Source organism: Achromobacter sp. GQ309, assembly GCF_059759315.1.
Window position 1 is genome coordinate 108,905 of record NZ_JCAXDP010000008.1, and the last position, 26,104, is coordinate 135,008.

The 26,104-nt window shown below is 66.8% G+C and carries 24 protein-coding genes; 18 read left to right on the top strand and 6 right to left on the bottom strand.

Going from position 1 to position 26,104, the window contains the following annotated elements:
• Window positions 1-112 precede the first annotated feature (112 nt).
• The 7 genes from AC6CIE_RS23550 to AC6CIE_RS23580 all read left to right on the top strand — a co-directional run bounded on the left by AC6CIE_RS23550 (window position 113) and on the right by AC6CIE_RS23580 (window position 8,699).
• Window positions 113-2,089, top strand: coding sequence for an AMP-dependent synthetase/ligase (locus AC6CIE_RS23550; protein ID WP_498094236.1), 1,977 nt, complete (start codon window positions 113-115; stop codon window positions 2,087-2,089).
• Between the two features lie 5 nt (window positions 2,090-2,094).
• Window positions 2,095-2,892 carry an ABC transporter ATP-binding protein gene (locus tag AC6CIE_RS23555; RefSeq protein WP_175124976.1) on the top strand — a complete coding sequence of 266 codons (798 nt, stop codon included), beginning with the start codon at window positions 2,095-2,097 and terminating at the stop codon, window positions 2,890-2,892.
• 24 nt (window positions 2,893-2,916) lie between these two features.
• Window positions 2,917-3,846: a branched-chain amino acid ABC transporter permease gene (locus AC6CIE_RS23560; RefSeq protein ID WP_063955103.1), complete on the top strand. Its 930-nt coding sequence runs from the start codon at window positions 2,917-2,919 to the stop codon at window positions 3,844-3,846.
• 23 nt (window positions 3,847-3,869) lie between these two features.
• The gene (locus tag AC6CIE_RS23565; protein WP_218342582.1) at window positions 3,870-4,934 is read left to right on the top strand and encodes a branched-chain amino acid ABC transporter permease; all 1,065 of its coding nucleotides are present in this window, start codon (window positions 3,870-3,872) and stop codon (window positions 4,932-4,934) included.
• A 135-nt stretch (window positions 4,935-5,069) separates the two neighbouring features.
• A complete protein-coding gene (locus tag AC6CIE_RS23570) occupies window positions 5,070-6,407 on the top strand; it encodes an ABC transporter substrate-binding protein (protein ID WP_108005808.1) in 1,338 nt (445 codons plus the stop codon).
• A gap of 105 nt (window positions 6,408-6,512) precedes the next feature.
• Window positions 6,513-7,349 carry an ABC transporter ATP-binding protein gene (locus tag AC6CIE_RS23575; RefSeq protein ID WP_175124974.1) on the top strand — a complete coding sequence of 279 codons (837 nt, stop codon included), beginning with the start codon at window positions 6,513-6,515 and terminating at the stop codon, window positions 7,347-7,349.
• Between the two features lie 81 nt (window positions 7,350-7,430).
• Complete coding sequence (locus AC6CIE_RS23580) at window positions 7,431-8,699, top strand: phenylacetate--CoA ligase family protein (protein ID WP_175136810.1); 1,269 nt, start codon at window positions 7,431-7,433, stop codon at window positions 8,697-8,699.
• 63 nt (window positions 8,700-8,762) lie between these two features.
• Here AC6CIE_RS23580 and AC6CIE_RS23585 read toward each other — a convergent pair whose 3' ends face one another.
• Genes AC6CIE_RS23585 through AC6CIE_RS23595 form a run of 3 tightly spaced genes read right to left on the bottom strand, consistent with a single transcriptional unit; the run spans window position 8,763 to window position 9,975 of the window.
• Window positions 8,763-9,209 carry a DUF6691 family protein gene (locus AC6CIE_RS23585; protein ID WP_498094240.1) on the bottom strand — a complete coding sequence of 149 codons (447 nt, stop codon included), beginning with the start codon at window positions 9,207-9,209 and terminating at the stop codon, window positions 8,763-8,765.
• 2 nt (window positions 9,210-9,211) lie between these two features.
• The gene (locus AC6CIE_RS23590) at window positions 9,212-9,643 is read right to left on the bottom strand and encodes a YeeE/YedE family protein (protein WP_218342579.1); all 432 of its coding nucleotides are present in this window, start codon (window positions 9,641-9,643) and stop codon (window positions 9,212-9,214) included.
• A complete protein-coding gene (locus tag AC6CIE_RS23595) occupies window positions 9,640-9,975 on the bottom strand; it encodes an ArsR/SmtB family transcription factor (protein WP_175124970.1) in 336 nt (111 codons plus the stop codon). Before AC6CIE_RS23595 ends, AC6CIE_RS23590 begins: the two co-directional genes overlap by 4 nt.
• A gap of 126 nt (window positions 9,976-10,101) precedes the next feature.
• On the opposite strand from AC6CIE_RS23595, the gene AC6CIE_RS23600 reads away from it, so the two are divergent.
• From AC6CIE_RS23600 to AC6CIE_RS23615, 4 genes are all read left to right on the top strand, one after another.
• On the top strand, window positions 10,102-10,965 hold the full coding sequence (locus AC6CIE_RS23600) for an MBL fold metallo-hydrolase (RefSeq protein ID WP_498094242.1): 864 nt from the start codon (window positions 10,102-10,104) through the stop codon (window positions 10,963-10,965).
• Window positions 10,966-11,047: 82 nt separating this feature from the next.
• Window positions 11,048-12,514, top strand: coding sequence for a polyphosphate:AMP phosphotransferase (gene pap, locus AC6CIE_RS23605; protein WP_239213484.1), 1,467 nt, complete (start codon window positions 11,048-11,050; stop codon window positions 12,512-12,514).
• Window positions 12,515-12,536: 22 nt separating this feature from the next.
• A complete protein-coding gene (locus AC6CIE_RS23610; RefSeq protein WP_105241129.1) occupies window positions 12,537-12,986 on the top strand; it encodes a GNAT family N-acetyltransferase in 450 nt (149 codons plus the stop codon).
• Entirely contained in the window at window positions 12,983-13,447 is a 465-nt protein-coding gene (locus tag AC6CIE_RS23615) for an HIT family protein (protein ID WP_175124967.1), read from the top strand. Before AC6CIE_RS23610 ends, AC6CIE_RS23615 begins: the two co-directional genes overlap by 4 nt.
• Before the next feature lie 22 nt (window positions 13,448-13,469).
• Here the strand turns inward: AC6CIE_RS23615 and AC6CIE_RS23620 are convergent, their stop codons facing one another.
• Window positions 13,470-14,648 carry a glycosyltransferase gene (locus tag AC6CIE_RS23620; protein ID WP_498094379.1) on the bottom strand — a complete coding sequence of 393 codons (1,179 nt, stop codon included), beginning with the start codon at window positions 14,646-14,648 and terminating at the stop codon, window positions 13,470-13,472.
• A gap of 259 nt (window positions 14,649-14,907) precedes the next feature.
• Between AC6CIE_RS23620 and AC6CIE_RS23625 the strand changes: the two genes are divergently transcribed.
• The 5 genes from AC6CIE_RS23625 to AC6CIE_RS23645 all read left to right on the top strand — a co-directional run bounded on the left by AC6CIE_RS23625 (window position 14,908) and on the right by AC6CIE_RS23645 (window position 20,257).
• Window positions 14,908-15,297 (top strand): DUF488 domain-containing protein, encoded by a 390-nt coding sequence (locus AC6CIE_RS23625; protein ID WP_175136814.1) that lies wholly within the window; start codon window positions 14,908-14,910, stop codon window positions 15,295-15,297.
• A gap of 113 nt (window positions 15,298-15,410) precedes the next feature.
• Entirely contained in the window at window positions 15,411-16,073 is a 663-nt protein-coding gene (tenA, locus tag AC6CIE_RS23630; RefSeq protein ID WP_218342576.1) for a thiaminase II, read from the top strand.
• 67 nt (window positions 16,074-16,140) lie between these two features.
• Entirely contained in the window at window positions 16,141-16,905 is a 765-nt protein-coding gene (locus AC6CIE_RS23635) for a uracil-DNA glycosylase (protein WP_175136816.1), read from the top strand.
• Window positions 16,906-17,181: 276 nt separating this feature from the next.
• Window positions 17,182-18,981, top strand: a complete 1,800-nt coding sequence (locus tag AC6CIE_RS23640) for a DEAD/DEAH box helicase (RefSeq protein WP_175136817.1) — start codon at window positions 17,182-17,184, stop codon at window positions 18,979-18,981.
• Between the two features lie 88 nt (window positions 18,982-19,069).
• Window positions 19,070-20,257 (top strand): class I SAM-dependent methyltransferase, encoded by a 1,188-nt coding sequence (locus tag AC6CIE_RS23645; RefSeq protein WP_498094245.1) that lies wholly within the window; start codon window positions 19,070-19,072, stop codon window positions 20,255-20,257.
• 126 nt (window positions 20,258-20,383) lie between these two features.
• Here AC6CIE_RS23645 and AC6CIE_RS23650 read toward each other — a convergent pair whose 3' ends face one another.
• Together AC6CIE_RS23650 and AC6CIE_RS23655 are read right to left on the bottom strand one after the other, a co-directional pair.
• Window positions 20,384-21,493 carry a tRNA nucleotidyltransferase/poly(A) polymerase-related protein gene (locus AC6CIE_RS23650; protein WP_498094247.1) on the bottom strand — a complete coding sequence of 370 codons (1,110 nt, stop codon included), beginning with the start codon at window positions 21,491-21,493 and terminating at the stop codon, window positions 20,384-20,386.
• Window positions 21,490-23,628, bottom strand: coding sequence for a lytic transglycosylase domain-containing protein (locus tag AC6CIE_RS23655; RefSeq protein ID WP_370647797.1), 2,139 nt, complete (start codon window positions 23,626-23,628; stop codon window positions 21,490-21,492). The genes AC6CIE_RS23650 and AC6CIE_RS23655 overlap by 4 nt, the downstream gene beginning before the upstream one ends.
• A gap of 69 nt (window positions 23,629-23,697) precedes the next feature.
• Here AC6CIE_RS23655 and AC6CIE_RS23660 point away from each other — a divergent pair, with 69 nt between their 5' ends.
• Both AC6CIE_RS23660 and AC6CIE_RS23665 read left to right on the top strand, forming a co-directional pair.
• Complete coding sequence (locus AC6CIE_RS23660) at window positions 23,698-24,372, top strand: 5-formyltetrahydrofolate cyclo-ligase (RefSeq protein ID WP_498094249.1); 675 nt, start codon at window positions 23,698-23,700, stop codon at window positions 24,370-24,372.
• Window positions 24,373-24,671: 299 nt separating this feature from the next.
• Window positions 24,672-26,102: a circularly permuted type 2 ATP-grasp protein gene (locus AC6CIE_RS23665; protein ID WP_175136821.1), complete on the top strand. Its 1,431-nt coding sequence runs from the start codon at window positions 24,672-24,674 to the stop codon at window positions 26,100-26,102.
• Window positions 26,103-26,104: the final 2 nt, after the last annotated feature.

Genomic DNA, 26,104 nt, shown 5'->3' on the forward strand with positions numbered 1-26,104 from the left:
TTATACCTTAACTCCTGCCGTAAATCTAAAACCAACTGGTCAAGCACACCGCCGCAACCGCCGCTTCCATTGCAGGCACTGCGCGCGATGCGCCCAAACCGGAGGAGACAACGTGGCACATTCATCGCCCGCATCTGCACAGGTGCCGGCGGCGCCGGACACCTTTCCGGCGCTGCTGCTCGCGCATGCCAACGTTCGTGGGTCGCGGCCCGCGATACGAGAGAAAGACCTGGGGATCTGGCAAACCCTGACCTGGTCCGAAGTGGCGGAGCATGTCCGTCACGTCGCGCAGGGTCTTGCATCGCTCGGCATTCAGCCCGGCATGCACGTCGCCGTCATCGGTGAAAACCGCCCGCGTCTCTATATGGCCATGATGGCCGCGCAATCGCTCGGCGCCATTCCGGTTCCGCTCTATCAGGACGCGGTCGCGCAGGAAATGGTTTACGTGTTGCAGGATGCGGAGATCAGCGTTGCGATCGTCGAGGACCAGGAACAGGTCGACAAGATGATCGAAGTGCGCGAACAGTGCCCTGCGCTCAAGCATGTCGTGTTCGACGACCCGCGCGGCCTGCGCCATTACGCCGATCCCATGCTGCTGTCGTATGAGCAACTGGAAGCGCTGGGCAGCGAATATGCCGCCAAGCATCCCGACTTCTACGCGCGCGCCGTCGCTGCCGTGCAGCCGCATGACCCCGCGGCCATGTTCTATACGTCCGGCACGACGGGCAAGCCGAAGGGCGTGGTGCTGACGCACCATGCGCTCATCGACCGCGCGCGCGCCGTGTCGGAAATGGAAAAGCTGACCGACCAGGAAGACGTGCTGGCGTACCTGCCGCCCGCCTGGATCGGCCAGAACATGTTCTCGTACACGCAGTTGCTGGTCACGGGCTTTACGGTGAATCATCCCGAGTCGCCCGACACTGTGTCCATCGACATGCGCGACATCGGCCCCACCTATTACTTCGCGCCGCCGCGCGTGCTGGAAGGCTTGCTGACGCATGTGATGATCCGCATGGAGGACGCGGGCTATCTCAAGCGCAAGCTGTTCGCGGCCTGCATGAAGCTGGCGCGCCGCGTTGGCACGAAGATCCTGGACGGTAAATCCGTCAACGCCTGGGACCGCATGCGCTACGCGGTGGGCAACGTGCTGATCTACGGTCCGCTGCGCAACGCGCTGGGCATGAGCCGCGTGCGCGTGGCGTACACGGCCGGCGAAGCCATCGGTCCGGACCTCTTTGTGTTCTACCGCTCCATCGGCATCAACCTGAAGCAGCTGTACGGCTCCACCGAAACCTCGGTGTTCGTCTGCGTGCAGCCCGATGGCCAGGTTCGCGACGACACCGTCGGACCGCCGGTGGCGGGCGTGGAGATTCGCGTGGCCGACAACGGCGAGATCCTGGTCAAGAGCCCGGGGCTCTTCAAGGAGTACTACCGCAATCCCGACGCCACGGCCGAGGCGCGCAGCGCCGACGGCTGGTTCCACACGGGCGACGCCGGCTATCTGGATACCGACGGGCAGCTCAAGATCATCGATCGCGCCAAGGACGTGGGCAAGCTGGCCAACGGCAGCCTGTTTGCGCCCAAGTACATCGAGAACAAGCTCAAGTTCTTCCAGCACATCAAGGAAGCGGTGGCGTTCGGCGCCAACCGCGAAGACGTGTGCGCGTTCATCAACATCGACCTGGAAGCCGTGGGCAACTGGGCTGAACGCCGTGGCCTGCCCTATGCCGGCTACACCGACCTGGCGGGCAAGGACGAGGTCTACCAGCTGATCGCCGAGTGCGTGGAGCAGGTCAACGCGGATCTCGCGACCGATCCCAAGCTGGCGGCGTCGCAGGTCAGCCGTTTCCTGATCCTGCACAAGGAACTGGACCCGGACGACGACGAGCTGACCCGCACGCGCAAGGTGCGCCGCGCCTTCATCGCGCAGAAGTACGGCGTGCTGATCGACGCGCTCTTTGGCGGCAAGCAGTCGCAGTTCATCGAGACCGAAGTGAAATTCGAAGACGGACGCACCGGCAAGATTTCGGCGGATCTGCGGATCCATCCGGTCAAGACGTTTCCCGCCATCACCGCCCGAGCCGCGTAAAGAACATGAGCACTAACGACCGCGACCAGCGTATCGGCGATGTCATGCTGGACATGCAGAACATCTCCCTGTCTTTCGGCGGCGTGAAGGCGCTGACCGATATTTCCTTCAACGTGCGCGAGCACGAGATCCGCGCCATCATCGGGCCCAACGGCGCGGGCAAGAGCTCCATGCTCAACGTCATCAACGGCGTGTACACGCCGCAGCAAGGCGGCATCGCCTTTCGCGGCGAGCGGTTTTCGCGCATGAACCCGCGCCGCGCCGCTGAAATGGGCATCGCGCGCACGTTCCAGAACCTGGCTCTGTTCAAGGGCATGAGCGTGCTGGACAACATCATGACCGGCCGCAACCTGCGCATGAAGAGCGGCCTGCTGGCGCAGGCGTTCCGCCTGGGGCCGGCCGAGCGCGAAGAGATGCAGCACCGCGAGTTTGTCGAGAACATCATCGACTTCCTGGAAATCCAGGCCTATCGCAAGACGCCGGTGGGCCGCCTGCCCTACGGGCTGCAAAAGCGCGTCGACCTGGGTCGCGCGCTGGCGATGGAGCCGCGCCTGCTGCTGCTGGACGAGCCGATGGCCGGGATGAACATCGAGGAAAAGCAGGACATGAGCCGCTTCATCCTGGATGTGAACGATGAGTTCGGCACGACCATCGTGCTGATCGAGCACGACATGGGCGTGGTCATGGACATCTCGGATCGCGTCGTGGTGCTGGACTACGGCAAGAAGATCGGCGACGGCAAACCCGACGAAGTTCGGGCGAATGAAGACGTCATCCGCGCCTATCTCGGCGTGTCGCACTAAGCCGGACAACCAAGGCGGAAAGACATGGGATTTTTTCTAGAGACCTTATTCGGCGGCTTGATGAGCGGCATGTTGTACGCGCTGATCGGCCTGGGCTTCGTGCTGATCTTCAAGGCGTCGGGCGTCTTCAACTTCGCGCAGGGCGCGATGGTGCTGGTGGCGGCGCTGTCTATGGCGCGCTTCTCGGAATGGCTGCCGCGCTGGCTGGGCTTTGACAACATGATCCTGGCCAACGTGCTGGCGTTCATTGTCAGCGCGATCGTGATGTTCCTGCTGGCGGTCGCGATCGAACGCTTCGTGCTGCGCCACCTGGTCAACCAGGAAGCGACGACGCTGTTGATGGCCACGCTGGGCATCAGCTATTTCCTGGACGGCCTCGGCCAGATCACGTTCGGCAGCTCGGTGTACTCCATCAACGTCGGCATGCCCAAGGATCCGCTGATGATCCTGGACTCGGTGTTCGAGGGGGGGCTGCTCATCAACCTTGAAGACCTGACCGCGGCGGTCATCGCCGCGCTGCTGGTGGCGACGCTGGCGCTGTTCTTCCAATACACCTCGACGGGCCGCGCGCTGCGTGCCGTGGCCGACGACCACCAGGCCGCGCAGTCGATCGGCATTCCGCTGAACCGCATCTGGGTGATCGTGTGGAGCGTGGCCGGGCTGGTGGCGCTGGTGGCGGGGATCATCTGGGGATCGAAGTTCGGCGTGCAGTTCACGCTGTCCACCGCCGCGCTGCGCGCGCTGCCGGTGGTGATCCTGGGGGGTTTGACGTCGGTGCCTGGCGCCATTCTGGGCGGCCTCATCATCGGCGTGGGGGAAAAGCTGTCCGAGGTCTATCTGGGGTCGCTGGTGGGAGGCGGCATCGAAATCTGGTTCGCCTACGTGCTGGCGCTGGTGTTCCTGCTGTTCCGTCCGCAAGGGCTGTTCGGCGAGAAGATCATCGACCGCGTCTAAGCCTGCGTCACCGAGGATAAAAAATGTTCTATCGCGAAAACGGCCAATTCAAGACCAGCTATCGCGCTGACCAGCAGATCTTCCCGATCCGCCAGGACCGCGTCTTCATCTGGCTGCTGATGGCGGTGGCGTTCATCGTCGTTCCGGCCATGGCCAGCGACTACCTGCTGCGCGCCATCCTGATTCCGTTCCTGATCCTGGCGCTGGCCGCCGTGGGCTTGAACATCCTGGTCGGGTACTGCGGACAGATCTCGCTGGGCACGGGCGCTTTCATGGCGGTGGGTGCGTATGCGGCCTGGAACTTCGGCGTGCGCTTTCCCGGCATGCCGCTCGTGGTGCAAATCCTGTTGGGCGGCTGCTTTGCCACCATCGTCGGCGTGATCTTCGGCATCCCCAGTTTGCGCATCCGCGGCCTGTATCTGGCGGTGGCAACGCTGGCGGCGCAGTTCTTCGTGGACTGGGCGTTCCTGCGCATCCCCTTCTTCACCAACTATTCGTCCTCGGGCAGCGTGTCGGTGCCGCCGCTCACGGCCTTTGGCCTGCCGGTGCAAAGCGCCATGGAGAAGTACCTGTTCGTGCTGATCCTGGTTGTCATCTTCAGCTTGCTGGCCAAGAACCTGGTGCGCGGCGCCATCGGCCGCCAGTGGATGGCGATCCGCGACATGGACGTGGCGGCATCGGTCATCGGCATCCGGCCCATGTACGCCAAGCTGACGGCGTTCGCGGTCAGTTCGTTCATCGTGGGCGTGGCCGGCGCGCTGTGGGGTTATATCCACCTGGGCTCCTGGGAGCCGCTGGCGTTCGACCTGGGCCGTTCGTTCCAGCTGCTGTTCATGGTCATCATCGGCGGGCTGGGCTCGATCATCGGCAGCTTCTTCGGCGCAGCGTTCATCGTGCTGGTGCCCGTGGCACTGGCGAACATCCCGCACATGCTGGGTCTGCCGCTGTCGGTGGACACCGCCGCGCACATCGAGCACATGGTGTTCGGCGCGCTGATCGTGTTCTTCCTGATCGCCGAGCCGCACGGCCTGGCGCGGCTGTGGAGCATCGGCAAGGAGAAGCTGCGGATCTGGCCGTTCCCCCACTGATCTTTTTTCGTTTTGATTTCCGCGGGTCCCACGCGGCACGACCGCGCTGGACCACCGCCCCGAATACCCGGCTCAAGACCGGGCCAATCCCGGTGTCCCAGGGTTGAACCGACCCAAGCACCACGCAGGAGGTAAATGGAGATGAAGCGTCTTAACCTGAAGTTGGCGGCAGCCTTGATGGCCGCAGCCGGCGCCGCAGGCGCCGTGGCCACGCCGGCAATGGCGGCCGAAGAGCAGTTCGTTCCGTTGCTGGTGTATCGCACGGGATCGTTCGCGCCGCTGGGCATTCCCTGGGCCGACGGCAAGCTGGATTACCTGAAGCTCGTCAACGAACGCGATGGCGGCGTGAACGGCGTCAAGATCACGTACGAAGAATGCGAGACCGCCTACGCCACGGACCGCGGCGTGGAGTGCTACGAGCGCCTGAAGGGCAAGGGGACGGGCGCCTCGGGCTTCGATACCCAGTCCACCGGCATCACCTTCGCGGTCAGCGACAAAGCCATCATCGACAAGGTGCCCGTGGAAACCATGGGCTACGGCCTGTCGCAATCGGTGGACGGCAGTGTGTTCGAGTGGAACTTCCCGCTCCTGGGCACGTACTGGACTGCCGCCGACGTGATGATCCAGGACATCGCCAAGAAAGAAGGCGGCATGGACAAGCTCAAGGGCAAGAAGATCGCGCTGGTCTACCACGACTCGCCGTACGGCAAGGAGCCGATCCCGCTCTTGCAGAAGCGCGCGGCCAAGGAAGGCTTTGAGCTGCTGCTGTATCCGGTGACGGCGCCGGGCGTGGAGCAGAAGTCCACCTGGCTGCAGATCCGCCAGGCGCGTCCGAACTATGTGCTGCTGTGGAGCGCGGGCATCATGACGCCCACCGCCATCCGCGAAGCGCAGGCCAGCGGCTATCCGCGCGACAAGATGTACGCGATCTGGTGGGCAGGCTCGGAAGGCGACGTGAAGGACCTGGGCGATGTCGCCAAGGGCTACAACGCCATCACCATCCACAACAGCGGCGCCGACAGCGACAAGGTCTATGACGATCTGAAGAAGTACGTCTACGACAAGGGCCAGGGCGCGGACAAGACCGGCAAGACCACGCTGGGCACCATCGCCCACACGCGCGGCATGATGATCTCGATGCTGCAGGTGGAAGCGATCCGCGCCGCGCAGGAGAAGTACGGCAAGGGCAAGGCGCTGACGCCGGAGCAAGTGCGCTGGGGCTTCGAGAACCTGGACCTGACCCAGGAAAAGCTCGACAAGCTGGGCTTTGGCCAGATCATGCGTCCGGTCAAGACCTCGTGCGCCAACCACAAGGGCGACGACTGGGCCCGCATCGTGCAGTGGGACGGTTCCAAGTTCAAGGTCGTTTCCGACTGGTATCAGGCCGACAAGACGATCCTGGACCCGATGGTCAAGGAATCGGCGGCCAAGTACGCCAAGGAAAAGAACATCACGCCGCGCAAGTGCGAGTGATGCTTCTGGAGCACCCGCGGCCCCGCGCCGCGGGTGCGCAACGCAGGTTGATATGAACCGGCGGCCGGCTTTCCGGCCGGCCGCCGCCACGCCGCAGGAAGGTTTATGAACGACGCCAATATTGCCGCCGCCGACGCCCCCCAGGTGCTGCTCGATGTGAACGGCATCGAGGTGATCTACAACCACGTGATCCTGGTGCTCAAGGGCGTGTCCCTGCAGGTGCCGGAAGGCAGGATCGTGGCGCTGCTGGGCGCAAACGGCGCCGGCAAGACCACGACGCTGCGCGCGATCTCGAACCTGCTCAAGGGCGAGCGCGGCGACGTCACGAAGGGCCACATCCAGTACCGCGGCCAGCGTATCGAACGCCTGACGCCCGCCGAATTGGTCAAGCGCGGCGTCGTGCAGGTGATGGAAGGCCGGCATTGCTTTGCCCACCTCACCATCGAGGAAAACCTGCTGACGGGCGCCTATACGCGCAGCATGAGCCGGGGCGACACCACCGCCGCGCTGGAGCGGGTCTACCAGTATTTCCCGCGCCTGAAGCAGCGCCGCACCAGCCAGTCCGGCTACACCTCGGGCGGCGAGCAGCAGATGACCGCGATCGGCCGCGCGCTGATGGCCAACCCCAACATGATCCTGCTCGATGAGCCGTCGATGGGTCTGGCGCCGCAGATCGTCGAAGAGATCTTCGAGATCGTGCGCGACCTGAACCAGCGCGAGCGCGTGAGCTTCCTGCTTGCCGAGCAGAACACCAACATCGCGCTGCGCTACGCCGACTACGGCTACATCCTGGAAAACGGGCGCGTGATGATGGACGGCGCGGCCGCCGACCTGGCGCAGAACGAGGACGTAAAGGAGTTCTACCTGGGCATTTCCAGCGGCGAACGCAAGAGTTTCCGAGACAACAAGTTCTACCGCCGCCGCAAACGCTGGCTGGCCTGATTCCCGACGCGGGCAAGCCAGCGCTTGCCGCATGGCGCCGGCAACGGCGCCGCCAACCGGCACACGAGAAGGTGCGATTCCATGTCCGAGTTTTTCGATGACCGCGAAACCCGCGCGCCCGAGCAACGCGAGCGCGATCTGATGGCCGCCCTGCCTGGGGCGATTGCGCGGGCCATCGCGCGCGCGCCGGCCATTGCCGAGCAACTGCGCGGCGTGGACCCCGCCACGATCACCTCGCGCGAGGCGCTGGCCCGGCTGCCGGTCCTGCGCAAGCATGAACTGCTGGAACGCCAGCAGCATAGCCGCGACGACGGCGCGCGGCCCGCCGGTCCCGAGAAAGCCTTCGGCGGCTTCTCCGCCATCGGTTGGGGCGAAGCGATGCGCGTGTTCGCCTCGCCCGGTCCGATCTATGAACCGGAGAGCGCGCGGTCGGATTACTGGCGCTTTGCGCGCGCCCTGTACGCGGCGGGCTTTCGCGCCGGCGAACTGGCCTATAACTGCTTTTCGTACCACTTCACGCCGGCCGGCTCGATGATGGAAACGGCCGCCCACGCCGTGGGCTGCACCGTGTTCCCCGGCGGCACCGGGCAGACCGAGCAGCAGGTTCGCGCGATTCAGGACCTGGCGCCCAGCGGCTACACCGGCACGCCGAGCTTCCTGAAGATCATTCTTGAGAAATCAGACGAACTGGGCGTGAAGCTCGATTCGCTGCGGCGCGCACTGGTCTCCGGCGAAGCCTTTCCGCCGTCGCTGCGCGACTGGCTGGCGGCGCGCGGCATCGACGGCTACCAGGCCTACGGCAGCGCCGACCTGGGCATGATCGCGTTCGAGACGCCCGCCCGCGAAGGGCTTGTGGTGGGCGAGGACATCATTGTCGAGATCGTGCGCCCCGGCACCGGCGAACCCGTGCCGGCAGGCGAAGTCGGCGAGGTCGTGGTGACCACGTTGAATCCGGATTACCCGCTGGTGCGCTTTGGCACCGGCGATCTGTCGGCGGTGATGTCCGGCATCTCGCCGTGCGGACGCACCAACACACGCATCAAGGGCTGGATGGGACGCGCCGACCAGACCACCAAGGTGCGCGGCATGTTCGTGCATCCGTCGCAGGTGGCGGACGTGGCGCGGCGGCACCCGGAGATCCTGCGCGCGCGGCTGGTCATCAGCGGCAGCACCGGGTCGGACCGCATGGTGCTGAAGGTGGAGTCGCGCGAGCAGAACGACGCGCTGGCCCGCCGGATCGCCGATTCGGCGCGAGACGTGACGAAGTTGCGGGCCGATGTCGAATGGGTGGCCGAGGGTGGCCTACCGAACGACGGCAAGGTCATCGACGACATCCGGACGTACGAATAGGCGATTCGACTCGAGTGCAAGCGCGAGGGCAAGCGCGTGAGCAGGCGCGCGGGCAAGCGGCCGCTACGCGCGCGGTCCGGTTGCGTCGCCGTCGCGACGCCCAGCCCGCGTGATGTACGCGTGGATGCCCATGCCAGCGAGCATCGCCCCCGCAAACACCGCTGCGTCGCCGATGCCGGCCGCGGCAGCGACGAGCGCCGGGCCGGGGCAGAAGCCCGCCAGCCCCCACCCCACGCCAAACGCCAGGCTGCCGGCGGCCAGGCGCGCGTCGAGCCGGGTGGCTTGCGGCCAGCGCATGGGCTCGCCGGACAAGCTGGCCCGGCGACGCCGCAACAGCGCATAACCGACACTGGTCGCCAGCACGGCGCAGCCCATCACGAATGCCAGGGTAGGATTCCACAACCCGGCCAGATCCAGAAAGCCCAGCACACGCGCCGGGTCCGCCAAGCCCGATGTGAGCAGGCCCAGTCCGAAGACGAGCCCGGCGGCGAAGGCGTAGAGCGCGGCCATGATCAGACGCCCGCCACGTGCCGCAGCACGTAGACCGTGGCAAAGCCCGCGGCCATGAAGATCAGCGTCGCCACGAGCGACCGGCGCGAGCCGCGCGACAGGCCGCACACGCCGTGTCCGCTGGTGCACCCAGACGCATAGCGCGTGCCGATGCCGACCAGCAGGCCGGCGACGATAAGGCGCGGCGTGCTGGCCTCCACCGTGATGGAAGGCAGTTCGGAAAAGAGGCGGAACAGCCAGGGCGCGGCGCACAGCCCCAGCAGGAAGGCGATGCGCCAGCCGCCGCCGCGCTCGGGCGCCAGCAACCCGCCCACGATGCCGCTGATGCCCGCGATGCGTCCCGCGCCCAGCATCAGCAGCACCGCGCCGGCGCCGATCAGCAGGCCGCCCGCCGTGCCGGCGGCCGGGGTGAAGGCGGACCAGTCCACGTTCACTTGAGTGACTCCATAGCGCGTCCGCAGTACAAACTGGATAGCGTTTTCATCACCTGGCTGACCTCGAAGCTGGCCATCTGGTAATAGACGTATTTGCCCTCGCGCCGCGTCGCGACCAGACCCTCGTCGCGCAGCACACCAAGCTGTTGCGAGAGCGTCGGCTGGCGGATGCCGGTCAGCGATTCCAGCTCGCCGACGTTGCGTTCATTCTGGACCAGCTGACACAAGAGCAGCAAGCGGTCTTCGTTGGCCAGCGCCTTAAGCAGCGCGCAGGCCTGGGTGGCGGACTCGCGCAGGACGGCGACTTCGCAATCGGTAAGGGGAGCGTTCATGACGAGGTGTCGCACACGTGGGGGATAGCGGCGTCATTATATTTATGAATAAACTATGCGCAAATATTATTTATTTTCGTAAATTGACCTGATCGGGCCGCCCGTGCGGCCTTCACGCGAGCCCTCATGACCCCGCACATCCAGGCCTTCTTCGACACCGTTACTGCGACCATCACCTACGTCGTCCACGAACCCGCGCCCGGCGGCGCGTGCGCCATCATCGATTCGGTGCTGGACTACGATCCCAAGTCCGGCCGCAGCAGCACCGCCAGCGCCGATCGCGTGGCCAATTACGTGCGCGAACGCAGCCTGCGGACGGTCTGGCTGCTGGAAACCCATGCCCACGCCGATCATCTGTCGGCGGCGCCCTACCTGCAACGGCAACTCGGTGGCGTCATCGCCATCGGCCAGAGCATCCGCACCGTGCAGGGCGTCTTCAAGACCATCCTGAACCTGGAGCCGGAATTCCAGCTCGACGGCTCGCAGTTCGGCCACCTGTTCGCCGACGGCGAGACCTTTCAGATTGGTTCGCTGACCGCCACGGCCATCCACGTGCCCGGCCATACGCCGGCCGACATGGCCTATCTGATCGGCGATGCGGCATTCGTGGGCGACACGCTTTTCATGCCGGACGTGGGCACGGCGCGCTGCGATTTTCCCGGTGGCGACGCGCATCTGCTGTATCAGTCGATCCAACGGCTGCTGAGCCTGCCAGACGACACGCGGCTCTACATGTGCCACGACTATCCGCCCGCGGGCCGCGAGGCCGCCTGGCAAACCACCGTGGCCGAACAGCGCCGCGGCAACATCCACGTGCGCGACGGCATTAGCGAGGAAGAATTCGTCGCCATGCGCACGCGGCGCGATGCCACGCTGTCGATGCCCACGCTGATCCTGCCGGCGATCCAGGTGAACATCCGCGCGGGCCATTTCCCGCCCCCCGAAGACAACGGCGTGCGCTATCTCAAGATTCCCGTCAACGCGCTCTGACCCCCGGCCGCGGCGCACTTGCGCCGCGCGGCCTTATCCCGCAAGATCGCCCGATCGCAGCCACCCGATCCGACGCGCATCCATGTTTGCCGAAGCCGAAGCCGACCCCATCCTGTCCAAAGACGAATTCAAGGCGCTCGAAACGCGGCTGCGGGTCGCGTTGCTCAATGCGCAGTACGAACGGCTGCGGCAGGCCGACAAGACGCTTCTGATCGTCGTGGCCGGCATCGATGGCGCCGGCAAGGGTGCGACGATCAACCTGCTGAACGAATGGATGGACCCGCGCCACATCCGCACGCTGGCCTACGGGCCGCGCGAAGGCGACGAGCTCGAGCGCCCGCCGTTGTGGCGCTACTGGCGCGATCTGCCGCCCAAGGGCAGCACGGGCATCGTGTTCGGGTCCTGGTATACGCCGCTCGTCATTGAAGCCGTGCGCAAGAAGCCCAACGCGGACGCGATCGAGGCGCACTCGGCGGCGATCATGCGCTTTGAGACCATGCTGGCCGCCGAAGGCGTGCAGATCATCAAGCTGTGGTTCCACCTGTCCGCCAAGGCACAGAAGACGCGTGCGCAGCGCCTGCTGGCCAACCCCGATACGGCCTGGCAGGTCAGTCCGGTCGACATGAAGGTCAACAAGCGGTTTGACCGCATCCGGGCCGGCGCCCAAGTCGTCCTCAATCACACGGACTGCGGCCATGCGCCGTGGGTGGTGATTCCCAGCGCCGACGAAAACATGCGCGCCGCCCGCACGGCCGAGGCGGTGCTCGGCGCGCTGCGCCGGCGTGGGGTGCCCCGCCTGCCGCCCGCTTTCGTGGCGCACTCCAGCACGACGCGCATCGTGGACCGGCTGGGCAAGCTGGACTACGACGCCAAGGTGGACAAGGAAGACTACGAGACCGAACTCGGCCTGCTGCAAGGCCGGCTGGCGCGCGCCGCCCGGTCCGACAAGTTCAGGAATCGCTCCCTGATCCTGGTGTTCGAGGGGCAGGACGCCGCCGGCAAGGGTGGCGCCATCCGCCGCGTCACACACGCGCTGGATATCCGGCAAGTCGACATCACGCCGATATCCGCGCCCACGACCGAAGAGTTGGCCCGGCCCTATCTGTGGCGTTTCTGGCGCTGCATTCCCAGCCATGGCCGCATCGGCATCTTCGACCGCTCGTGGTACGGCCGCGTGCTGGTCGAGCGCGTCGAAAAGCTGATACCGCCCGCCCGGTGGCGCCGCGCGTATGCCGAGATCAACGACTTCGAGGAACAGCTTGCCGCCAGCGGCGCGCTGGTGCTGAAGTTCTGGCTGGCCGTCACGCCCGACGAGCAGCTCAAGCGTTTTCACGAGCGCGAGAAATCGCCGTTCAAGAATTTCAAGATCACGCCCGACGACTGGCGCAACCGCGACAAGTGGAAAGAATACGCGGCGGCGGCCAACGAGATGATGACGCGCACCGACGTGGCCCACGCGCCGTGGCATCTGGTGTCGGCCAACGACAAGCGTTACGCTCGCCTGCAGGTGCTGCGGCATATCGTCGACGCCATGGAAACCCAACTCTGAAGACCCCAGGAGGCCTTGCGCCATGAGTACCGCAGAAATCCGTCCCATCGTCGCCACCGACTTCGACGCCTGGCTGCCCCTGTGGAAGGGCTACCAGGACTTCTACCGCGTCAGCATCGACGACGCCGTCACGCGCAACACCTGGGCGCGCTTCCTGGACCCCGCCGAGCCCATGCACGCGGCGCTGGTCTATGAAAGCGGCCGCGCTGTCGGCATGGTGCACTGGATCTTCCATCGCTCCACCTGGACCGCCGGCGACTACTGCTACCTGCAGGACCTTTATGTGGACCAGGACGCGCGCGGCACGGGCGCGGGCCGCAAGCTGATCGAACACGTCTACGCCGAAGCCGCCGCGGCCAACTGCGCCCGCGTCTATTGGCTGACACACGAAACCAACGCGACCGCCATGCAGCTCTACGACCGGATTGCCGACCGTTCCGGCTTCATCCAGTACCGCAAGGTGATGGCTTGAGCGCGCGCGATCCCAATTGTCCGCTGTGCCAGGAAGACGGAGGCACGCTGCTGTGGCGCGGGCCGCACCTGCGCATCATCGAGGTCGACGACGCCGACTATCCGGGATTCACGCGCGTGATCTGGAACGGTCACCTGGCCGAGATGACCAGCCTGTCCACGCATGGCCGCGACCTGCTGATGCGGGCGGTGTATGTGGTGGAGGAAACGCAGCAGGCGATCCTGACGCCGGACAAGATCAACCTGGCGTCGCTGGGCAACATGGTGCCGCACCTGCATTGGCACGTGATCCCGCGCTGGCGCGGCGACCGGCATTTTCCGGATCCGATCTGGGCGGCGCCGCGCATCGCGCCGGGCGCTGAGCCGGATTCCTGGAAGGACCGGCAGGCGCAGGTGCAAGCGCTGCTGCCTCGCTACCGCGACCGGCTGGTGGAAGCCATGAATGCGTTGCTATGGCATTGAGCCTGCGTGGGCGTTGAGGCTGTCAGGGCAATGAGCCGCCAGGCGCCACGGCCGCAGTCCCGCGCCGCTCCCCCAGCCAGCGTGCGTACGCCGATTCGACCAATTGCGCGGTGCGATCCGCGCTGAACAGACCCTGCCCGCGGATGAATTCGCGGCCCGCCTCGCCCATGCGGCGTCTGCGTTCGGGATCGGCCAGCAGGCTTTCCAGCGCCGCGGCCAGCGCAGCCGGGTCTCGCGGCGGCACCAGTAGCCCGGTCACGCCGGCCTGCATGGTTTCCGGCACGCCGCCCACGTCGGTGCCGATCACCGGCACCCCCATGGCGGCCGCCTCGACGAACGCCGTGCCAAAGGCTTCGCGGTGGGTCGGCAACGCAAACACGTCGAACGCCTGCAATACGTTGCCGATGTCATGACGCCGGCCCAGGAAATGCACGCGCGATGCGAGGCCCAGGGATTGCACCTGCGCCTTCAGGCGCTCGAACACCGGCATGCCATCTCCGGCCAGCACCAGGTGGACATGCGGAAACGTGGCCACAACCTGGTGGAAGGCGTCGATCAGGTCCGCGTGCCCCTTTTCCGCACGCATCACGGCCACGCAACCCACCACGAGGGCATCGTCAGGCAGCCCGAGTTCTTGCCGGACAGAGCCCTGGCCATCGCTTTCGGGCAGGACGATCGGGGAATGGATAGTGGCGATGGACTGCGGCGCCGCGCCGCCATCCAGCAGTTGGCGGTGCACGTGCCGGCTCACCGCGATGACGCGGTGGGCCAGCCACGTGTAGGCGTACAGCGAGTTGATCGGCTTGGCCAGGTGGCGGGTGCGCACAATGAGCGGCGTGCGCGCCAGGCGCGCGCCCATCGCGGCCCGCACTGTGTCGCTGCGGCTGTGGGTGTTGACTACGTCGAACCGGCCACGAGCCGCCACGCGCCGCACGAATGCCACGCTGCGCATGAAATTCACAGGGCCGTCCATGTTGATGGTGTGCACGGTGAACCCGGCGTCGCGCAGGCGCTGCGTCAGTTCGGCGTGCGGCTGGCACACGGCTTCCAGGTGATGGCCGCGCTCGCGCATGGCGACCATCTCCTTATAGATGCAGAATTCCTGTCCGCCGAACGCCGTAGCCGCCTCCGTATGCAGAATGCGCAGGCGGTCGGTGGTAACGGGCGAGGGATGCAGGTCTGAAGGGTTGCGTGGCGGCATGACGGCGAAGGGCGCCAGGCGGCCTGGCGAAGCCACGACAGAATCGTGGGTTCAAAAAAGGCCGACGGTGTCGGCCTGTAATAGGGTTGTTACATAGAGGTTAAGTGAATGTAATCGACAAACCGCTGGCGCGACAAGCCGGTCGGATTCGCGGTGCTTCGCGCCGCCGGTGCGCAGCGTCAAACTTCCGGTACGCCGTGATCCGGCGCGTCGCGGGCGTTGCAGTAGACTGGCCGCACCGTCAGTTGCAGGAGCCGGCATGAAATCGTCCAACATCATCGTGCAGCGTGTCTATGAAGGCACCGGTCCGGAAGGTCACTACCTTGCCCTGGTCGACCGCATGTGGCCACGCGGACTGCGCCGCGCAGACCTGGGCCTGGACGAATGGGCCCGCGACATCGCCCCCAGCGCCGAACTGTGCAAATGGTTCAGCCACATCGAGGACCGCTGGGATGACTTCCGCGCCAAGTATCTGGCTGAACTCGCCACCCCAGCGCAGCAATCGCGCATGGCGGCGTTGCTGGACGCCGCGGGGGATCGCCCCCTGACCTTGCTTTTCGGTGCGCGCAATACCGAACACAACCAGGCGGTGGTGTTGCGCGACGCGCTTCTCGACTACGCCCGGCATCACCGCAAACGCGCAGCCTGATCCAGCCGTCCCCGCGCCGCGATCCGCCTGCGCTTCCGCCTTTACCCCCTTTACCCTTATGCCCCGCCGATGGCGCGCGCCCCGCGCGCCCGAGCCTACCCCAGAGGAATTCCATGTCTTTCAGTTCCGATGCCTGGACCCGCAACGCCGCGCTCTATGAGAAGACGCGCGACATGCCGTTCAACCGCGAGTTGGCCAGCGGCCAGCTCGCCGAGGACGCGTTCAAGCACTACATGATCCAGGACGCGCACTATCTGGTGGCGTTCGGACGCGCGCTCGCCATCGCCGCCGCCAAGGCCGGCGATGCCGATGGCGTGGTGCAGTTTGCCGAGGCCGCCAAGGGCGCCGTCGTCGCCGAGCGCAGCCTGCACGCCGGGTTCATGCAGCAGTTCGGCATCGACGCCGCTACCTTCGAAGCCACGCCGCTGACGCCGGCGAGCCATCACTACACCAGCTTCCTGATTGCCACCGCCTGGAGCGCGCCCTATCCGGTCGTCCTGGCCGCCCTGCTGCCCTGCTTCTGGATCTACGCCGAAATCGGGCGCGACATCCACGCACGCGCCGTGCGGCCCAATCCCTACGCGGCCTGGATCGACACCTACGCCGGCGACGATTTCCACGCGCTGGTCCGCGCCGTGATTGCCGCCGTAGATCGTGCGGCGGATACGGCGTCGCCGCAGACCCTGGCCGCGATGCACCAGGCCTACACGCACGCCGCCCAGCTTGAATGGATGTTCTGGGATTCGGCGCACCGTCAGGCTGGCTGGCCAGTCTGATTGGGAAGGCGGTCAGATCGCACAAGCGGGCCAATCCGGCTGACCGGGCTGTGCCAAAATCGCGCCCATGCCGATCGACAACCGCCTCACATCCAACGCCCTGGCCGCCCAGGCCGCGCAACTGCCTGCCGCGTGGCAGGCCGCCCTGTCCGCCGACCCCGCCGTCGCCGCCGCGCTGGCTGCCGCCACCGCCCACGTGGAGGCGCGCCTTGCCCAAGGCGCCGTGGTGTATCCCGCCACGCCCTTCCGCGCGCTGCATGGCCTGGCGCCGTCGGACGTGCGCGTCGTGATCCTGGGCCAGGATCCCTACCATGGCCCCGGCCAGGCGCAGGGCCTGGCGTTTTCGGTGCCGGACGATTGCAAGCGCCCGCCCAGCCTGCGCAACATCTTCAACGAGATTGCGCGCGACTATCCGGCGCTGAGCGTCCCGGCGGGCAACGATCTGAGCCCCTGGGCCGACCAAGGTGTGCTGCTGCTCAACACGGCACTCACGGTCGAAGATGGCCAGCCCGCCTCGCACGCGAAGCGCGGCTGGGAAACGGTGACGGATGCGCTGATCGCGCACGTGGCACGCGATCCCTCGCCCAAGGTCTTCATGCTGTGGGGCGCCCACGCGCAGGCCAAGCGGCTGTTGCTTCCGCCCGACAGTGGTCATCTCGTCCTGATGTCCAACCATCCATCTCCGCTATCCGCCCGCCGGCCGCCTGTGCCCTTCCTCGGATGCGGGCATTTCCGGGCCACCAACACCTGGCTGCAGGACCAAGGGAAAAACCCTATTGATTGGGGACTGGACAAAAAAATAATTCCATTGCAGGGCGAATTCGGGTTATGATCGCCGCACTGCACAAAACGAGTTCGGCATTTACCGCCTTGATTTAGCGGAATTTTTTGCAGACTGCCGGGAAGCCTATCCCCGGCCTCATGCCGAACTATCATCGATTCCTGACCCCTTTCCTTTCGCCCTGCGTTCCATCAGTACAAGAGAACGCGCCACGCGCATGGTTGATCCGGTCGGCACGATGCTCCATCAACCGTCGCCTGGATCCGGCCGCCTAATCCCCTGGCCCGACCAAGCACTGCGTCGCATTGATTGCGGCAAGGGAAAGTAATGTCTTTCGATACCCTGGGTCTCGCGCCCGCCCTGTTGTCGGCCGTTCAAGAAGCTGGCTTCACCACCCCCACCTCCGTTCAAGCCGCCGCCATTCCGCAAGCACTGGCCGGCCACGACCTGATGGTGTCCTCGCAGACCGGCAGCGGCAAGACCGCCGCCTTCATGCTGCCCGCCCTGCACCGCATCGCCCAGATGCCCGCCAACAAGGGCGTCGGCGTGCAAGTGCTGGTGCTGACCCCGACCCGCGAACTGGCCCTGCAAGTCACGGAAGCCACCGCCACCTACGGCCGCAAGCTGGCCGACCTGCGCACCGCGACCGTCGTGGGCGGCATGCCCTACGGCGCGCAACTGAAGGCGCTGTCGCGCCGCGTTGACGTGCTGGTCGCCACCCCGGGCCGCCTGATCGACCACCTGCAATCGGGCCGCGTCAAGCTGAACACCGTGCACACGCTGGTGCTGGACGAAGCCGATCGCATGCTGGACATGGGCTTCATTGAAGATATCGAGACCATCGTCGAGCGCCTGCCCGAAGGCCGCCAGACGCTGCTGTTCTCGGCCACGCTGGACGGCACCGTCGCCAAGCTGGCCTCGCGCATGATGCGCGAGCCGCAGCGCATCGAGATCGCCGGCGCCAAGGAAAAGCACACCAACATCACGCAAAGCCTGCTGTACGCGGACGATGCCAGCCACAAGATGCAACTGCTGGATCACGTGCTGCGCGACGCCTCGCTGGATCAAGCCATCGTCTTCACGTCGACCAAGCGCGGCGCGGACGACCTGGCCGACCGCCTGGCCGACCAAGGCTTTGCCGCCGCTGCCCTGCACGGCGACATGAACCAGCGCCAACGCACCCGCACGCTGTCGCAACTGCAACGCGGCCAGCTGCGCATCCTGGTTGCCACCGACGTGGCTGCCCGTGGCATCGACGTGCAAGGCATCAGCCACGCCGTCAACTTCGATCTGCCGATGCAAGCCGAAGACTACGTGCACCGTATCGGCCGCACGGGCCGCGCTGGCCGCAACGGTCTGGCCTTCACGCTGGCCACGCACTCCGAGCGCCACAAGGTCCGCCGCATCGAGCACTACATCGGCCAGTCCATCACCCCTGAAGTGATCGCCGGCCTGGAACCCAAGCGCACCCCGCGTCCGTCCACCGGCGGCGGCGGCGGTGGCAAGCCGTATGGCAAGCCTTTCGGCAAGCGTCCCGGCGGTTTCGGCGGTTCGCGCCATTCGGGCGGCTTTGCGGGTAACCGCGACAGCGCGCCGCGCGATGGCGCACCGCGTGAAGGCCGTTCGTTCGGCGGCCCGCGTGGCGAGTTCAAGCCGCGCGACGGCGGCTACCAAGGCAACCGTTCGTTCGACGACCGCCCGTTTGGCGACCGCCCGCAGCGTTCCTTCGGTGACCGTCCCAGCTTCGGCGATCGTCCCCAGCGCGAAGGCGGCTACCAGGGCAATCGTCCCTTCGGCGACCGTCCTCAGCGTGAAGGCGGCTTCCGCGGCGGCGACCGCGATTCGCGTCCCAGCTTCGGCGACCGTCCCAGCTATGGCGACCGTCCGCAGCGCGATGCCCGCCCGTTCAGCGAGCGTGCCCCGCGTGAAGGCGGCTTCCGTGGTGGCGATCGCGACGCGCGCCCCAGCTTTGGCGACCGTCCCAGCTTCGGCGACCGTCCGCAGCGCGAAGGCGGCTTCCGCGGCGGTGATCGCCCCGAAGGCGGTTTCCGTGGCAAGCCCTCGTTCGACAAGCGTCCTGGCGCCCCCGCCAAGCGCTTCGGCAAGTCGAACGATCGCCGCGGCTGATCCCCACGCCTGATTCAAAAAAGCCCCGCGGCCATGCCGTGGGGTTTTTTTTTGGGAAAATGCCGGTTTACCCACGTCTCTGCCGCCCATGCAACGCCCCGCCCCCGCCAATCTGCCCCCACTTTCCCCCGCCGCGCGTGAGCACAGCGACGCCGCCGCCGCCCACCTGCGCGCCGCGATCGCGTCCAACGGCGGCTGGCTCCCGTTCGATCATTGGATGGCGGAAGCCTTGTATGCCCCCGGGCTGGGCTATTACGCGGCAGGCAACGTCAAGCTGGCCGATGCAGACGACGGTGGCAAGACGCCAGCCGGCGACTTCGTGACCGCACCACAGCTCACGCCGCTGTTTGCGCGCACGCTCGCGCGCCAGGCGGCCGAGGTGCTGCGTCAGACCGGCACGCACGACGTGCTGGAGTTCGGCGCCGGCACCGGCGCGCTGGCCGAAGGCGTGCTGCATGAACTGGATGCGCTGGGCCTGGCCGACACGCGCTACTGGATCCTGGAAGTGTCGGCGGACCTGCGCGCCCGCCAGGCCGAACGGCTGGCGCCTTTCGGCGACAGGGTGCAGTGGCTGGATGCGCTACCGAACGCGTTTCCGGGCTGCGTGCTGGCCAACGAGGTGCTGGACGCGATGCCCGTGTCGCTCTTTGCCTGGAGCGAAGCGGGGCAGGTGCAGGAACGCGGCGTGACGGTGGATGCGAACGGCGGGTTCACGTGGGAAAATCGGCCGGCCCCGGCGGCCCTGGCCACCGCCGTTGCGGCACGCATGCCCGCGCTGCCCGGCTATGTGTCCGAAATCAATCTGCAGGGCGAGGCGTGGATCGCCGCGATGGGCAGTTGGCTCGAGCGCGGCGCGGCCTTGCTGGTGGACTATGGCTTTCCGCGCAGCGAGTACTACCATCCGCAGCGCGCGGGCGGCACGCTGATGTGCCACCTGCGTCACCATGCGCATGGCGACCCCTTCACCGCGCCGGGCCTGCAGGACATCACTGCGCACGTGGACTTCACCGCGATGGCGGAAGCCGCCCTTGAGGCGGGCATGCAGGTGCTGGGCTACACCTCGCAGGCCCGCTTTCTGATGAACGCCGGATTGATGGATCTGCTGGCCGGGCTGGACCCGTCCGATGCCCAGGCCTACGCGCAGGCGGTCGCGCCCGTGCAGAAGCTGCTGTCGGAGGCCGAGATGGGCGAGTTGTTCAAGGTGCTGGCCATCGGCCGCGGCATGACGGCGCCGTTGTCCGGGTTTTCACGCGGCGACCGGCTGGGCAAGCTGTAAGCGACGAGTAGTGGCCGACGGCGCTGAGCGGCTGCGGCGAGTAACTGCGGCGAATAACTGTGACGAGTAACTGCGGCAAGCGGCTGCGATGTGCAACTGCGGCAAGCGCCGCAGCGGCCGGCCGAATCAGCCCGCCTGCAGATCCACCAATCGCGCCAATCGCGCCTGGCGCACGCTTTCCTTGATGCGCGCCGGCTCGCCCGCGCACGCCTTGGCGATGGCGCCCGCGTCCACGCCGCGCACCGCCGCCACCCGTTCCTGCCAGGCGGGCATATCCACCGCGCGCAACACGGCCGCGGCATCCAGCAATTCAAAAAAGCGTTCGGGTTTGCGCAAGGCGTCGGCGCGCTCCATCAGCGCAAGTTGCGCGTCGGCGCCGTCCGGCATGCCGTCCAATGCATCGAGCGCGTCCAGCACATCAGGCAGCAACCGCGCATAGTCGTTGCATTCCGTGGGCACGCGCATCCGGCGACCAAGCGCCTCGCGCTCGGGCGTCAGGCGACACATCAGCGCGTAGCGGCTTGCCAGCGGCAAGCCCTGCTGCGCGGCGCGGTCGACCTGCGGCCCCACTTCCTCCACGCCCTGCAGTTCGGGCATCACGCGCGCCAGCGCGCCGGATTCGGCTAGCACGCCCAGCATGCGCGAAGGCGTTTGCGCCATCAGGCCGCGCGACAGTTCCTTCCAGACGCGCTCGGCCACCAGCGCATCGGCCTCGCCAGCCGCCACCATGCGCCGGCACAACGTCATCGTTTCCGGCACCACGCTGAAATCGCCAAAGCGCGCCGCAAAGCGGGCGAGGCGCAGGATGCGCACGGGGTCTTCCTCGAACGCCTCGCCCACGTGCCGAAAGACGCGGGCGCGCAGGTCGTCGGCGCCGTTCAGCGGGTCGACGAGCTGTCCATTCTCGTCCTGCGCAATCGCGTTGACCGTGAGGTCGCGGCGACGCAGGTCTTCCTCCAACGTGACGTCCGTGCCCGTATAAAAAGTGAAGCCCTTGTAGCCTCGCCCCGACTTGCGTTCGGTGCGGGCCAGCGCGTATTCCTCTTTCGTGCGGGGATGCAGGAAGACGGGAAAATCGCCGCCGACCGGGATGAAGCCGCGGCGCGTCATGTCCTCGGGCGTGGCGCCCACCACGACCCAATCGTGATCGCCAGCCGGCAGGCCCAGCAGCGCGTCGCGCACGGCGCCGCCGACGATGTAGGCGCGCAGGCCCTCGGTGGCCGGGTCCCGCGTCATTGCGCCGCGGCGGTTTCAGTGCCGACCGGCACGATGTTGCCCAGGCGTTCCTTCAGCGATTGCGGCTGGCCGGTGAACATCGCCGCGTAGTACGTGGCGTTGGACATCACGTTCTTGACGTACGTGCGCGTTTCGGTGAACGGGATGGTCTCGGCAAAGATGGCGCCTTCAACCGGATGCGTGAACGTCGAGCGCCAGTTGCGCGGCCGGCCCGGACCGGCGTTGTAACCTGCGCTGGCCAGCATCTGCGAACCGTTCAGGTCGCGCAGCACGATGTTCAGGTAGTTGGTGCCCAGTTCGGTATTGGTGTCGAAATCATTGACGCTGCCAGGGGTGAAGTCGCTCATGCCGATCTTGCCGGCGACCCACTTGGCCGTGGCGGGCATGAGCTGCATCAGGCCCGAGGCGCCCACATGCGAGCGCGCATCCATGATGAAGCGCGATTCCTGGCGGATCAGCCCGTACACCCACGCCGGATCGAGCGCGATGGCGTTGGCCTTGGCGGTGACGCGGCCCTCGAACGGCGCGATGAAGCGCTGGCTGAAGTCGAATTCCTTTTCCGTGCGGTCCGACGTGTTGACCACGCGGTCGTAGATGTTTTCGGCGCGGGCCAGTTCGGCGGCCGCCATGAGCTGACGGTCGTTCATGCCGCGCAGCGTGAAGTTCCATTCGGGCACGGCCTCGGCACGCCAGCCCAGACGGAACAGCAGCACGGCGCGCTGCAGGCCCGGATTGGCGCGCGCCTCGGCGATCTCGCGGTCGCTGATGGGCGCCGGACGCGGCGGCACGTTGATGCGCCGGCCCAGTTCTTCGGCCGCGAGCTGGCCGTAGAAATCGAAGCGGTCGGAGATGCTGGCATAGGCGGCCTGGGCCTTTTCCTTGTGGCCCTGCGCGGCCTGGCCGCGGGCCTTCCAGTACACCCACGCGGTCTCGGCCTGCTGCGAGGCCGGCATCTCGTCGATGGATTCGATGACCCACTTCCAGTCGATCTTGGGCTGGCGCAGCGCCGCGCGCACCTTCCAGGCGGCGTTGTATTCCGTCATGCGGATGTGGCCGGCCTCGCGGTACCAGTCGTTGGCCCGGCTGTCCAAGCCCAGCGCGGCGGCCAGCGCGTACTGCCCCCGCACCCAGGCCAGGTTCTGCTTGGACATCGACTTGGCCCATTCGCGGCGCAGATAGGAATCGGCGACGCCGACGTCCGACCGCGCCAGGCGGGCCAGCGCGATCGTGACCAGTTCCTTTTCGTTGCGGCCCACCGGCATGCGGTCCTGGCGCGTGAGCCACTTCATGGGGTCCTTCATCAGGACGTCGTAGGTCTTCACGTCGCGCGGCTCGAACATGTACTGCACGAACTTGCGCGCGTCGGTGGTCTTGTTGGCCTCGATGGCGTCGCGCAGCTGCGGTTCAAGCTGCTCCCAGCCCAGGATGCCGTCGGCCACCAGCTGGTCGTACAGCGCCCAGCACGCGCTGCCGGGCGCGAAGACGGCCATCGCCTGCGCGGCGGTGGCGCGCTGGCCGGTCATGTGCTTGGCGTCAAGAATGGCGCATTCGATCTGCGCGTTGCTGTTCTTCACGGGCGCCAGCTTGCGCACGGTTTCGAAGTCGCCGCTGCGCGCGGCAGCCAGCAGCCAGTCGCCGCGCAGGCGGTCGGCCAGGTAGGCGTCGCCATTGCTGTTGATGAACTGCTGCAGGGCCGCGACGGGACGGCCCGAGGCGGGCGGCGTCCAGAGCTGGTAGCGCAGCAGCCAGTATTCGGGGTACATGCCCAGCGGATCGCCCTTGGCCTGCGGCACGAGCACGCCCAGAACGGACCACTGCTTGCGGCTCATGGCCTCGCGGGCGGCGACCACGGCGGCCAGCGCGGGGGTTTCGGCAGTGGGCGGCAGGCCTGCCAGCGCCACGGGCGGCACCGCGATCATCGGCTGGGCGGCCTGCACGGCGGGCTGGGGCTGAGGATTGACGGCGGCGCTACGCTGCTGCGCATCAACGGGCGCACAGGCGGCGGTGAACAGCGCCACCAGCGGGAGAAAGCGGTGCAACCCGCGGTACAGCCCGGAGCGGGCGTCGGCGGCTTGGGACGAGGATTTCTGATACCGTGGTGGCTGCTGGGCGCCTGTCTCTCGACGCACCCGCATGCTGAGCCTACGCAAGTTCGTCTTCAGCATGTTTGCCTTCATCTTCAACCCCCCGGTTACAGCCACAGCATGACTACGCAAAATACTCAAGAGGATACCGCAGTCCAGGAGCGCACGCGATTGCGAAAATTGCGCGCCGACCTGCCGGAAGACCAGCGCAGCCGGGGCGCTTTGCTCATGCGCGCGCGCCTGTTCACATGGCTGAACGTCGCCCGCGACCAGGCCGTGCAGGCGGGCAATCCGGCCCCCACAACCGTCGCCGCGTTCTGGCCCATGGCCGACGAACCCGATCTGCGCCCCCTGCTGACGCAATGGAGCGAGGCCGGCATGACCGTCGCCCTGCCCGTAGTGCGCGAGCGCAACGCGCCGCTCGCGTTCCTGCCCTGGACGCCCGAGGCCGAGCTACGCGCCGGCCCCTACGGCATCCAGGAGCCCGTGGCCGGTCCCGAACTGCTGCCTGATGTCGTTCTGGTGCCCACCCTCGGTTACACCGAACAGGGCGACCGCCTGGGCTACGGCGGCGGCTATTACGACCGCACGCTCGCCGCCCTGCGCGAACGCGGCCACGCGTTCACCGCCATCGGCATCGCCTGGAGCTGCGGTGAGCTGGCGCCGGGATACGTCCCCGCTGCGCACGACGTCCGGCTGGACGCGGTGCTGACCCAGGACGGCTGGGTGCCGCACGCCCCGCTCGAGGAAGGCAAGACAGGCGGATCGGTCCTGCATTCGTATCGGATGAACTGACACGCCGGTCTGCGGGTGCAACCAACGCACCCGTCCGATGCCCCCTCTGACGCACCCGTCGGCGCACCCGGCGACGCACCAGCCTGACGCATCAGCAGCTTCGCGAGGGCGCACCAGCGTGGTGCGCCTTCCAACGCCCCCGCGCCCGCCGTGGCGCGGCCTGTCCCCCGATCTCCGCGTCGTCCGCCGTGGGGATGGCAATTCCCCCGTCCGCAGCGCATATTGACTCCGTGGCGCCCGCCAACCGCCAAACCTGGCATGCGGGTTGCTTGTAGTTATGCATCTGCACCGGAGGAGCCATGATGGACAGACCCGCCCGCCCATCCGCCTATGACGAAATGCGCGACGGCGAAAACCGCATCCGCGCGCACTATCAGGCATTCGAGCGCTGGCACAACGAGCAGTCGGCCGAGGCCATGTCCGTGCGCCGGCTCGAGGCCGACCTGAGCTTTCGGCGGGTCGGCATCACGTTCTCGGTGGCGGGCGACGCCGCCGGCACCGAACGCCTCATCCCTTTCGACCTGATCCCCCGCATCATCCCCGCCGACGAATGGCGGCTCCTGGAGGCGGGCCTGAAGCAGCGCGTGCGTGCGCTGAACCTGTTCATCCGCGACATCTATCACGGCCACGACATCGTGCGCGCCGGCATCGTGCCAGCCGAGCAGGTCTTCCTGAACGCGCAATACCGCCCCGAGATGCAGGACGTCGACGTGGCCGAAGACATCTACTGCCACATTGCCGGCGTGGACATCGTGCGGGCGGGCGCCGGCGAGTTCTATGTGCTGGAGGACAACCTGCGCGTGCCGTCGGGCGTGTCGTACATGCTGGAAAACCGCAAGATGTCGATGCGGCTGATGCCCGACGCCTTCGGCCGCATCAAGGTCGAGCCGGTGGCCCACTACCCCGACCTGCTGCTGGACAACCTGCGCGAGGTCGCGCCGCACGGCGGCGACGACCCCACCGTGGTGGTGCTGACGCCGGGCATGTACAACTCGGCGTACTTCGAGCACGCGTTCCTGGCGCAGCAGATGGGCGTGGAACTGGTCGAAGGCCAGGACCTGTTCGTCGAACAGAACACCGTCTACATGCGCACCACGCGCGGGCCGCGCAAGGTGGACGTGATCTACCGCCGGCTGGACGACGATTTTCTGGATCCGCTGGCGTTTCGCGCCGATTCCGCGCTGGGCGTGCCGGGCCTCTTGTCCGTGTATCGCGCCGGCCGCGTCACGCTGGCCAACGCCATCGGCACCGGCATCGCCGACGACAAATCCACATACCTGTACGTGCCTGACATGATCCGCTTCTACCTGGGCGAAGAACCCATCCTGTCGAATGTGCCCACCTGGCGCTGCGGCCGGCCGGACGAGCTGTCGCACGTGCTGGCCAACATGCACGAACTGGTGGTCAAGGAAGTGCACGGCGCGGGCGGCTACGGCATGCTGGTCGGGCCGTCCGCCTCGCGCGCCGACGTGGACGCGTTCAGGGACCGCGTACGCGCCAACCCCGGCAACTACATCGCGCAGCCCACGCTGGCGCTGTCGACCACGCCGACCTACGTGGAATCAGGCGTCGCGCCGCGCCACGTGGACCTGCGTCCGTACGTGCTGTGCGGCAAGGAGATCCGCACCGTGCCGGGCGGCCTGTGCCGCGTGGCGCTGACCGAGGGCTCGCTGGTGGTCAACAGCAGCCAGGGCGGCGGCACAAAGGACACCTGGGTGCTGGAGGACTGACC